General features: G+C 74.3%; 8 protein-coding genes. 5 read left to right on the top strand and 3 right to left on the bottom strand.

Annotated elements, in window-relative coordinates:
- On the bottom strand, window positions 1-905 hold a 905-nt coding region (locus EBH09_RS34585), incomplete at its 3' end, for a lycopene cyclase family protein (protein ID WP_238697591.1).
- 396 nt (window positions 906-1,301) lie between these two features.
- On the opposite strand from EBH09_RS34585, the gene crtI reads away from it, so the two are divergent.
- Genes crtI through EBH09_RS34605 form a run of 4 tightly spaced genes read left to right on the top strand, consistent with a single transcriptional unit; the run spans window position 1,302 to window position 5,362 of the window.
- Window positions 1,302-2,819 (top strand): phytoene desaturase family protein, encoded by a 1,518-nt coding sequence (gene crtI / locus EBH09_RS34590; protein WP_121750741.1) that lies wholly within the window; start codon window positions 1,302-1,304, stop codon window positions 2,817-2,819.
- Entirely contained in the window at window positions 2,816-3,823 is a 1,008-nt protein-coding gene (locus EBH09_RS34595; protein WP_121750742.1) for a phytoene/squalene synthase family protein, read from the top strand. The genes crtI and EBH09_RS34595 overlap by 4 nt, the downstream gene beginning before the upstream one ends.
- A complete protein-coding gene (locus EBH09_RS34600) occupies window positions 3,820-4,854 on the top strand; it encodes a DUF5914 domain-containing protein (RefSeq protein WP_121750743.1) in 1,035 nt (344 codons plus the stop codon). Before EBH09_RS34595 ends, EBH09_RS34600 begins: the two co-directional genes overlap by 4 nt.
- 16 nt (window positions 4,855-4,870) lie before the next feature.
- Window positions 4,871-5,362, top strand: a complete 492-nt coding sequence (locus EBH09_RS34605; protein WP_121750744.1) for an MSMEG_6728 family protein — start codon at window positions 4,871-4,873, stop codon at window positions 5,360-5,362.
- A gap of 1 nt (window position 5,363) precedes the next feature.
- Here EBH09_RS34605 and EBH09_RS34610 read toward each other — a convergent pair whose 3' ends face one another.
- Entirely contained in the window at window positions 5,364-6,113 is a 750-nt protein-coding gene (locus tag EBH09_RS34610; RefSeq protein WP_121750745.1) for a hypothetical protein, read from the bottom strand.
- Window positions 6,114-6,328: 215 nt separating this feature from the next.
- On the opposite strand from EBH09_RS34610, the gene EBH09_RS34615 reads away from it, so the two are divergent.
- Window positions 6,329-7,270, top strand: coding sequence for a DMT family transporter (locus tag EBH09_RS34615; RefSeq protein WP_121751158.1), 942 nt, complete (start codon window positions 6,329-6,331; stop codon window positions 7,268-7,270).
- Between the two features lie 157 nt (window positions 7,271-7,427).
- On the opposite strand, the gene EBH09_RS34620 is transcribed toward EBH09_RS34615, so the two are convergent.
- Window positions 7,428-8,617 (bottom strand): lipase family protein (locus EBH09_RS34620; RefSeq protein ID WP_121750746.1); only part of this gene is annotated, 1,190 nt, incomplete at its 5' end.

Here is an 8,617-nt window from a genome sequence, read left to right on the forward strand (position 1 = left end):
GCGTCGGACTGCCGCTGCACGGCGGCGAACGTGTAGCCGGTGGACGCACGCGTCGCCCCGCCCGCCATCCCGATCCGGAAGACGGCACCGGACCCCTTCGCCCGCCGCTCGAACACGGCGTCGGTCATCGGGATCACCCCCTGCTCCGTCGACAGGACCTCCGTGGCACCGGTCCGCAGGACGCGGCGCGTGTAGTCCTCCAGGGCGCCGTCGTACGCGGCGGACGTCAGCGGCGCCGGGCCGAACTCGGTGTACTCGACCAGCGCGGTGTGCCGCCCGGTCGGGAGCACGTAGCCGAAGGACAGGCCGCGCTCCGGCTGCCGGGTGCGGAAGTCCATCAGGTCGACCACCGCCGGGTCGAAGACCGGCCGCTCGGTGCGGACGAACCAGCCGCGGAAATGCTGGAGGAGGCGGGTGCGGGCGGGCGGCGGATGGTCGGGCGGGCGGGAGTCGAAGACCCAGCGGGCGCGCAGGCCGACTTCGGCCCCGGCGGCGTCCGTGGCCGGCACCCAGGCGGTCCCGTCCGGCAGGGTGGTCACCGTGCCGACGGTGGCCTCCAGACGCCGAAGCCCGGCCCGTTCCTTCAGGTCACGGTCCACGAGCGCCTCGAAGTCGTCCGAGCGGATCATCTTGTAGCGGGCCGGCGCGATGTGCCGCAGGGCCACCGCCCCGTCCCGGCTCCGCACCCGCAGCCACTCCCAGGACGCCGTCGTCGCCGGGTCGAAGCGGCCGGGGCCCGACTCCCAGAAGCACCAGGTGCGCCGCGGTGCCCGCAGCGGGCCGGGCGGCGGATCGATCAGGACGACGGAGGGCGCCGTGCCGTGCGGTGAGCGAGCCGGGAGCCGGTGCGCCAGGGAGAGACCTGCCGCCCCGGCACCGACGACGACGATGTCCGCCTCGACCACGGCCACCTCCTTCCGTTTCCGTTTCCGTTTGTACGAAGAGCGTGCGCGGCCTCGGTTCCGGCGGAGTATTCCGTCCTCGTGCCGCCCTTGGACGCACGGCGCGCTGGTCGGCCCGGGGCGGGTGCCCGCCGGGCGGGTGACTGCGGGGCGGGAACGGGTGTCGGCGGCGTCGGGCCGGAAGCGAAGGGGGAAGGCATGACGCCGAGTCACCCGCCGGGGCCGGCGCCGGACGGTGCATCCACCGCGCGCCGCCCGGTCGAAGTAGGCGCAGCGGCCGACGTACCCGAACGGCTCAGCGCCGCAGCCGACGACGAGAGGACCCGGGATGCGCCCCAGCACGGCCGACGACGGCCGGGAGAAGCCGCGGGACCTGCCGCACCCGGCGGAGGGCCCGCGATGACGCGGACGGTGACCGGTCGCACCGACCACGTCGTGGTCGTCGGTGCGGGGCTCGCGGGCCTGTCGGCCGCCCTGCATCTGCTGGGCTCCGGGCGGCGGGTGACGGTGGTGGAACGCGACCCGCTGCCCGGCGGTCGCGCCGGACGGCGTGAGTTCGGCGGCTACCGCATCGACACGGGCCCGACCGTGCTGACGATGCCCGATCTGGCCGACGAGGCGTTCGCCGCCGTCGGCGACCGGCTTGCCGACCGCGTCGAGCTCCTTCCCCTGCACCCCGCCTACCGGGCGTTCTTCGCCGACGGCGGCACCCTGGACGTCCACACCGACGCCGCCGCCATGGAGGCGGAGGTGGAGCGGTTCGCCGGGGCGCGTGAGGCGGCCGGATACCGGCGGCTGCGCGCCTGGCTCCGGCAGCTGTACGCGGTGCAGATGCGCCGGTTCATCGACGCCAACTTCGACTCTCCGCTCGGCCTGCTCACGCCCGACCTGGCCAGACTCGCCGCCCTCGGCGGCTTCGGCCGGCTGGACGCGCGCATCGGACGCTTCCTGACGGACGAGCGGCTGAAACGGGTCTTCTCCTTCCAGGCCCTGTACGCCGGTGTGGCACCGGCCCGCGCGCTGGCCGCCTACGCCGTCATCGCCTATATGGACACCGTGGCCGGGGTGTACTTCCCCCGCGGCGGCATGCACGCCCTGCCCCGGGCCATGGCGGACGCCGCCGCCGACGCCGGGGCCGACCTGCGCCTCGGACAGGACGTCACCCGCCTGGAACGGTCCGGAAACCGGGTCACCGCCGTCGTCACCGCCCACGAGCGCATCCCCTGCGACGCCGTCGTCCTCACCCCCGACCTGCCCGTCGTCCACCGGCTGCTGGGCCGCCGCCCGCGCCGCCCGGTCGGGCTGCGGCACGCGCCCTCCGCCGTGGTCCTGCACGCCGGCACCACCCGTACCTGGCCGCACCTCGCGCACCACACGCTCTCCTTCGGCGCCGCGTGGCGCCGGACCTTCGACGAACTGACCCGGACCGGCACCCTGATGACCGATCCGTCGCTGCTGATCACCCGGCCCACCGCCGGGGACCCCACCCTGGCCCCCGAGGGACGCCACCTCCACTACGTCCTCGCGCCCTGCCCCAACACCGACATCGGGCCGGACGCCCGGGCCTGGACCGATCTCGCGCCGCGCTACCGCGACCGTCTGCTCACCACCCTGGAACACCGGGGGCTGACCGGTCTCGCCGCCGCCATCGAGGAGGAATGCCTGGTGACACCCGCCGAGTGGACCGCCCAGGGGCATGCCGCGGGCACGCCGTTCTCCGTCGCCCACACCTTCGCCCAGACGGGTCCCTTCCGCCCCCGCAACCTGGTGCGCGGCACGGAGAACGCGGTCCTCGCGGGTTGCGGCACCACCCCCGGGGTGGGCGTGCCGACCGTGCTGATCTCCGGGAAGCTGGCCGCCGCCCGCATCACCGGCACACCGGCACGACGTACGGCGGCGAAGGGCGGGCGCCGATGACCCGCCGCGAACTGGACGCCGCGGGCATCACCGATCCCGCCCTGCGCGCCGCCTACACCCGGTGCCGGCTCCTCAACGCCCGGCACGGGCGCACCTACTTCCTGGCGACCCGCCTCCTGCCCGCCGACCGCAGGCCGGCCGTGCACGCCCTGTACGGATTCGCGCGGTGGGCGGACGACATCGTCGACGACATGGGGGCCCGGGCGACGACCGCCGAACGCGCGGCGACCCTCACCCGGCTCGAGGAGCAGCTGCGGCGGGCGCTGACCGATGCCGGGCCCGCCGGCGAACCCGTGGTGGTCGCCCTCGCCGACACCGCCGCCCGGTACGCCATCGACCCGGCGCACTTCACCGACTTCATGGCCTCCATGCGCAGCGACCTCACGGTCACCGACTACGCCACCTACGACGACCTGCGCGCCTACATGCACGGCTCGGCCGCCGTCATCGGCCTGCAGATGCTCCCCGTGCTCGGTACCGTGACCGCCCGCACCACGGCCGCGCCGCACGCAGCCGCGCTGGGCGTCGCCTTCCAGCTGACCAACTTCCTGCGGGACGTGGGCGAGGACCTGGACCGGGGACGGATCTACCTCCCGGCGGACCTGCTGGCCGCGCACGGCGTCCAGCGGGACCTGCTGCTGTGGAGCAGGCGCACCGGCCGCCACGACCCCCGCATCACCGCCGCGCTGCGGGCCGCCGACGACCTCACCCGCGCCGTCTACCGCGAGGCCGCACCCGGGCTGGCGATGCTGGACCCGGTCTCGCGGCCCTGCATCCGTACCGCGTACGTCCTCTATCGCGGCATCCTCGACGCCATCGCGGACAGCGGGTACGCGGTACTGCACCGGCGCGCGGTGGTGCGCCGCCGCCGTCGCGCGACCGTGGCCGCCGACGGGCTCGTACGAGTGCTGTCCGCCCGGCTGAGGGCGCGGGGCGGCGCCGCTCGCGGGACGCCGCCGGTGCCGTGCCGGAGCGACGCCTGCTCCGTGAAGGAGGCCGGATGAGGCACGACCCCAGCCCCCGCCGCGGCCGTTTCCCCCTGCGGCTGCGCCGCCGCCCGATCCCCTGGCAGAAGCAGCGCCCGACCTGGCGCGAGGCCCGCCCCGCCCTCATCGCCGCGGCTCTCGGGCGCGCCCGGGCACGCCCCTCGGGCAACTGGTACGTCCTCGGCGCGAGTACGGAGGTACGGACCACCCGCCCGCTGTCCGGCACGGTCGCCGGCGTCGAGGTCGTCGTCTGGCGCGACGCGCGCGGGCGCCTGGTGGGCGGACCCGGCGCGTGTCCCCACCTCGGCGCCCCGCTGGCCGAGAGTCCGGTGCGGTGCGGGACGCTCGTGTGCCACTGGCACGGACTCGCCCTGGACGGTGCCGCGTTCGCCGGCTGGGAGCCGCTGCCGGTGCACGACGACGGCGTACTGGTGTGGGTTCGGCTGGACGCGGTGGGGGAGGAGACGCCGACGGTCGCGCCCTTCGTGCCCGGCAGGCCACCGCTGGCGACGGCCCTGACGTCGGTGTGGCGCGGGGTCGGGGTCTGCGAACCCGAGGACGTCGTCGCCAACCGGCTCGACCCGTGGCACGGTGCCTGGTTCCACCCGTACTCCTTCGTGGACCTCACCGTCGTCGAGACGCCCGGCGAGACTTCCGGCGAAACCGCGGTCGCCGGACAGGACGACGACCGCTTCGTCGTGGATGTGTCCTTCCGGCTGACCGGCCGGCTCGTCGTGCCCGTACGGGCCGAGTTCACCGCGCCGGAGCCCCGCACCGTCGTCATGCGCATCACGGACGGCGAGGGCACGGGGTCCGTCGTGGAGAGCCATGCCACGCCGCTGGGCCCGGACAGGAGCGGCCGACCGCGCACCGCGGTCGTCGAAGCGGTGCTGGCCACCTCGGACCGGCCGGGCTTCCCCGTGGCCAGGCGACTGGCTCCGGCCCTGCGCCCGCTGATGCGCGCCGCCGCCGGCCGCCTGTGGCGCGACGACCTCGCCTACGCCGAACGCCGCGGACACCTGCGCGAGCGCGGCCAGTTCCCCGGCTGAACGGAGCAGTACCGGCATGCAGACCTTCCTCCCCCACCCCGGCTTCCGGGAGTCGGCGCTGGCCCTGGACCGCCGCCGGCTGGGCAAACAGCGGGTCGAGGCGCTCCAGGTGCTGCGCGGTCTGACCGTGCCCGGCTACGGCTGGCGCCGGCATCCGGCGGTGCGGATGTGGACGGGCTACGAGGAGGCGCTGGTCCGTTACGGCCTGGAGGTCTGCCGGGTCTGGCGCGAGCAGGGACACCAGGACAGCTGCGCCGCCTCGCTCGTCGCAGGGCTCGCCGCGAGCCGCCCGCACGAGCCGGTGCGGGACCAGCCGGAGCTGGCGGACGCCGGGGAACTGCCGCCCTGGCTCGGGGACGACGCCTTCCACCGCAGCCACCGGTCGGCGCTGGTGCGCAAGGAGCCGGAGGTCTACGCCGAGCTGTTTCCCGGGATCCCGGACGACCTGCCCTATGTGTGGCCGGCCTCGGACCGGGAGCGCGGGGAGGCGGGGAGCGGCGCCCCGTAGGTCAGGCCTGCTGCTCGCCGGCCAGTTCCTTCATGTCGACGGTCTGGTCGGCCGGCGGCTGTTCGGGGCTCACCGGCTTGTTGTAGTCGCTGAAGGTGACGCTGCCCGGGTTCTTGCCGCCCTCGGTCGTGGTCTTCAGAATGTACGGCTCGCCCTTGGTGGCGACGTACAGGGCGAGGGTCTCCCCGGCCGAGCCCTTCTTCGTGAGCTTCAGGGCCTCCTCGCCGTCCACCTCCGTCGTGTCACCGCGCTTCATGCCCTGACGCTCGGACTTGTCCTCGTCCATGGCGGAGATGAAGCCCTGCTTGTCGCAGACACCGGTGGTCGTGGCGTCGTTCGCCGGCATCTTCACCCACTTGTCCTGGAGCTCGGGCGCCATCTTCCGCGCCGCGTCGGGCTGCTGCTTCAGGGCGTTCTGCCAGTACCGCTCGTCGCCGCGCAGGTAGAGGCTCGCTTCGGTGTGCCGCACTTCGGCCGTGGACTCGCCGGTGCCGATGGTGCCCTGACAGTTCTTCTCCTGGTCGACCGAGACGTCGATGGTGACGGTGCTGCCGTCCTCCAGACGGTTGTCGCCCTTCACATGCATGGACTTGGCCTGCCGGGTGGCCTCGACCGCCTTCGCGGCGATGTCGTCGGCGCTCTGCCCCTCGAACGGCTTGCTCTCACCACCGGAATCGCCGCCGCAGCCGGCCAGTAAGGCGGCCGAGACGCTCGCGGTCGCCACAGCGGTTGCCACTTTGCTGGTGCGCACTGGAAGCCCCTTCACATGTCTGTTCATGACGGTCAAATCCCTTGCTTTCCCGATGTGTTGGCACCGGGAGCTTCCGACTACCCCGGATTCCTGTGACATGCACGTGATGGAGAAGCCGTGATGCCCGTGTGAGGGTCGTCGCCGCCGATTGGTCCCCGATGGCGCCCGTCGAGTGGACCCCGTGACGGACCGCCGTGCTTTCTAGCGTCGTGGTCATGAACGCCACCACCACGCGCGGAGCCCTGCTCGCCGCGCTCGCCTGTGTCCTCGTCGGAGGGTCCTTCACCGCCAACAGCCTGCTCGGCGACTACCCGTACGCGGGCGGCCAGTTCCTGCGCTACGGCCTGGCCTTCCTGCTTCTCGTCCCGCTCGCGGGTCCCGGCGCGAGGACCCGGCTGCGCGGGCTCGGGGCCGGCCGGTGGCTGCGCCTGGCGCTGCTCGCCGCCGTCGGCATGGTCGGCTTCAACCTGGCCGTCCTCGCCGCGGAACGCACGGCGGAACCGGCGGTCCCCGGCGTCTTCGTGGGCTGCGCGCCCGTGGTGGTCGCCGTCCTCGTCCCCCTCCTGGACGGGCGCCGGCCGCAGCGCGTCGTGCTGTACGGGGCGCTGTTCGTGGCCGTGGGCGCCTTCACGGTCCAGGGGTGGGGGCGCACCGACGGCGCGGGCATCGCCTTCTCCGTGTGCGCCCTGGTCGGCGAGGTCGGTTTCGCCGTCCTCGCGGTGCCCGTACTGCGCCCCCTGGGCCCTCGCCTGTTGTCCACCGTGGTGTGCGGTGTGGCCGCCGTCGAGTCGGCGTTGGCGGGTGTCCTGGCCGACGGCGGCGGATGGCTGCGGCGGCCGGACGCGATCGAGGCCGGCGCGCTCCTGTGGCAGGCGGCGGTGGTCACCGTCGTCGGGTTCGTGTGCTGGTACATGGGCATGCAGCGGATCGGGGCGGAGCGCGCCACGCTGTTCTCAGGCCTGATCCCGGTCGCCGCCGCCTGCACGGCACCGCTCGTCGGCACGGGCACCTACGGCGTCGCGCAGGCCGTGGGCAGCGCCCTGGTCTGCGCCGGGGTCGCCGTGGGTTCGGGCGCCGCGTCACTGGGGTTCGCCCGCCGGCGCCGCGTGCCGGGGGCCCGTCAGCGGACCTCGGAGCGCCCCTTGGAGAAGCTGTAGAGGTCCTTCGAGGTGCTGATGAGCTCCCGGACGACCATCGCGACGGAGCCGACGGAGCCGACGGAGCCGACGGAGCCGACGGAGCCGACGGAGCCGACGGCCTATGGCGGGGCCCCGGCGGACATCCGCCGGGGCCCCTGTGTGTGACCGTCAGGGCTCAGGGCTGTACGGGCATGCTCCAGCAGTTGGAGCCGGCCGGCTTCCCCGAGAGGCGGTCGGTGAGCCAGGAGATGGCCTTGCCCTGGTCGGCGAGCAGCGGGGCGAAGTGGTTGAGCAGGCCACTGCCGACGCCGGGCAGCAGGACCGCGTCGTAGGTGACCTTCGCGCCCTTGCGGCACCAGTCGACGGCCAGTCGGCGGGACTGCTCGTGGGGGACCAGGTCGTCGCTGACGCCCGTGGCCACGCGCACCGGGCTGGCGGGTTTCAGCGAGCCGATGCGCTGTTCGGCCAGGAAGGCCTGCAGCGTCGGCTCGGCCCGGATGACGTCGCTGATCGACAGCCCGGTCTTCGTCCAGCCGGTGCTGCTGTCGCCTCCGTACCCGAAGAGGGCGTCTCCGACGCACATGGTCGACAGGTCCCTGAGCGCCTCCTCGCCGGCCGCGCTGATGTACCGCTCGGCGATGGGCCGCAGCGACGGCTCGGTCTGCAGGAAGCCGTTGAGCGACCAGCCCAGGGCGCCCGCCAGGTCGCCGCCGTCGATGGCCGCGGTCACCTCGGTCAGGTCGGCGGGCGGAGCGCCCGCGTAGGTGCCCGCCAGCTCGACGTCCGGGGCGTAGGACGGCTGGAGCTCGGCCGCGGCGGCCGTCGCCCCGCCGCCCTGGCTGTATCCGAAGAGGCCGACCCGTGAGCCGGGGGTGACCGACGCCGAGTCGAGGGAACGCGCGGCGCGTACGGCGTCCAGTACGGCGTGGGCTCCGTCGACGCGGTTGACGTAGGTGTGCAGCCGGTCGGTGGTGCCGAGGCCGACGTAGTCGGTGACGACGACCGCGACACCGCGCAGCAGCAGCCGGTAGATCGACAGGTCCTCGTAACCCACCGACACCGTCTCGCCGTTGAGCAGCAGCGGGTGCTCCAGGGCCATCGAGGCGGCGCACTGGTCGCCCTGGCCCATGGTGCCGGGTGCCACGGCGACCAGGGGGCGCGGCCCTTCGCCGCGCCACTTCGCGGCCGGCTCGATGTAGGCGCCGGTCACGGCGACCGGTTCGCCGTTCGCGTCGGTGGACTTGTACATCAGCCGGGTCGCCCGCCCCGGAAGGGGGCCGTCGAGGCCGGGCAGGCTCAGCGCGAGGCGCAGCGGTTCGCTGCGGACCAGCGCGCCGTCGGCGTCGGGCAGCGTGGACGGCGGGG

Source organism: Streptomyces sp. E2N166 (genome assembly GCF_003671715.1).
Classification (GTDB): domain Bacteria; phylum Actinomycetota; class Actinomycetes; order Streptomycetales; family Streptomycetaceae; genus Streptomyces; species Streptomyces thinghirensis.

Bases quoted from the DNA above. Each gene is read 5' to 3' on its own strand.
- EBH09_RS34595 (WP_121750742.1), top strand. From the start codon at position 2,816: ATGACCCGCCGCGAACTGGACGCCGCGGGCATCACCGATCCCGCCCTG.
- EBH09_RS34600 (WP_121750743.1), top strand. From the start codon at position 3,820: ATGAGGCACGACCCCAGCCCCCGCCGCGGCCGTTTCCCCCTGCGGCTG.
- EBH09_RS34615 (WP_121751158.1), top strand. From the start codon at position 6,329: ATGAACGCCACCACCACGCGCGGAGCCCTGCTCGCCGCGCTCGCCTGT.
- crtI (WP_121750741.1), top strand. From the start codon at position 1,302: ATGACGCGGACGGTGACCGGTCGCACCGACCACGTCGTGGTCGTCGGT.
- EBH09_RS34605 (WP_121750744.1), top strand. From the start codon at position 4,871: ATGCAGACCTTCCTCCCCCACCCCGGCTTCCGGGAGTCGGCGCTGGCC.